This is a genomic window from Streptomyces sp. NPDC001027, from assembly GCF_040299045.1.
Taxonomy (GTDB): domain Bacteria; phylum Actinomycetota; class Actinomycetes; order Streptomycetales; family Streptomycetaceae; genus Streptomyces.
In genome coordinates, this window is sequence record NZ_JBEPBI010000572.1 from 1 (window position 1) to 1,452 (window position 1,452).

1 protein-coding gene is annotated in these 1,452 nt (G+C 71.3%); it reads right to left on the reverse strand.

Going from position 1 to position 1,452, the window contains the following annotated elements:
• The coding region (locus tag ABT300_RS43990) for a condensation domain-containing protein (RefSeq protein WP_351688777.1) at nucleotides 1-1,452 on the reverse strand (1,452 nt) is incomplete at both ends.

Below are 1,452 nucleotides of genomic sequence, written 5' to 3' on the forward strand. Positions count from 1 at the left end.
ACACCGCTCAGCGGCAGCTCCGGGTGCATCGAGAGCGTGTCCAGCACGCCCGCCAGGCAGTCCGCGAACAGCAGGACCGTCTTCGCCTCGAACAGGTCCGCCGAGGCGGTGACACCGCCGTACAGCCCGGTTGGAGCCCCGTCGGCGTCGAAGGCCTCGCCGACACCGACCTCGAGGTCGAACTTCGCCGCCGCGGTACCGGCCGAGAGTGCCGCCCCTCCGGAGGGTGCACCACCGAGTTCCAGTCTCGCCGGCTGGTTGTTCTGCAGGGTCAACGACACCTGGAACAGCGGATGGCGGGCCATGGAACGAGCAGGCGCGAGCTCCTCCACCAGCTTCTCGAACGGCACCTCCTGGTGCGCGAAGGCGGACAGCCCCACCTCACGGACGCGGGCGACGACCTCGGCGAACGTCGGGTCGCCGGACAGGTCCGTGCGCACCACCAGCGTGTTGACGAAGAAGCCGACGAGGTCGTCGAGTGCCTCGTCCGTACGGCCCGCGTTGAACGTGCCGATCGGGATGTCGGTGCCGGCGCCGAGCCGGTTGAGCAGTACGGCGAGGGCCGCTTGGAGCACCATGAACATCGTCGCGCCCTCGGCACGCGCCAGCTCCGCCAGTCGGGCGTGGACGTCCGCCGGGATCTGCAGCGCCGCGTCGTGCCCGCGGTACGAGGAGACGGCGGGACGGAGGTGATCAGCCGGGAGGTCCAGCTCCCCGGGGATGCCCGACAGTGCCTCCTTCCAGTACGCGATCTGCCTGCCCACCAGGCTGTCTGCGTCCCGTTCGTCGCCGAGCAGGTCGCGCTGCCAGAGCGTGTAGTCCGCGTACTGGACCGGCAGCGGCTCCCACGCGGGGGCCCGGCCGGCGCTGCGCGCCGCATAGGCGGCCGACAGGTCCCGTGCCAGCGGCGCCGTCGACCAGCCGTCGCTGGCGATGTGGTGCAGGACGACGGCCAGCACCGGATCGGCGCCGCCCTCCGGCTCGAAGAACCAGGCGCGGATCGGCACTTCGCCGGTCAGGTCGAAGGGATGCTCCGCCGCCGTCTGGACCTCGCGTTCCAGGTCCGTCGACGCCACCGGAACGACCTTGATCTCCCAGTCCAGCTCGCCGAGCTCCAGGATTTGCTGATACGGCTCGCCGTCGACGGCCGGGAACACGGTGCGCAGCACCTCGTGCCGCCCGATCACGTCGCGGAAGGCGGCGTTGAGCGCCTCCCGGTCGGTGTCGCCGGGCAGCCGGAGCACCACCGGGACGTTGTAGGTGGCGCTCGACTCCTCCAACTGGTTGAGGAACCAGAGCCTTTGCTGGGCGTAGGAGAGCGGGAGGTGCTGCGGTCGGGGCATGGGCGTGAGGGGGGTGCGGGCGGTCTCGGCGCCCGTGAGGCGGGCGGCGAGGGCCGCGACGGTCGGGGCCTCGAACAGGGTGTCGAGACGGAGATCCGCACCCTGTTCG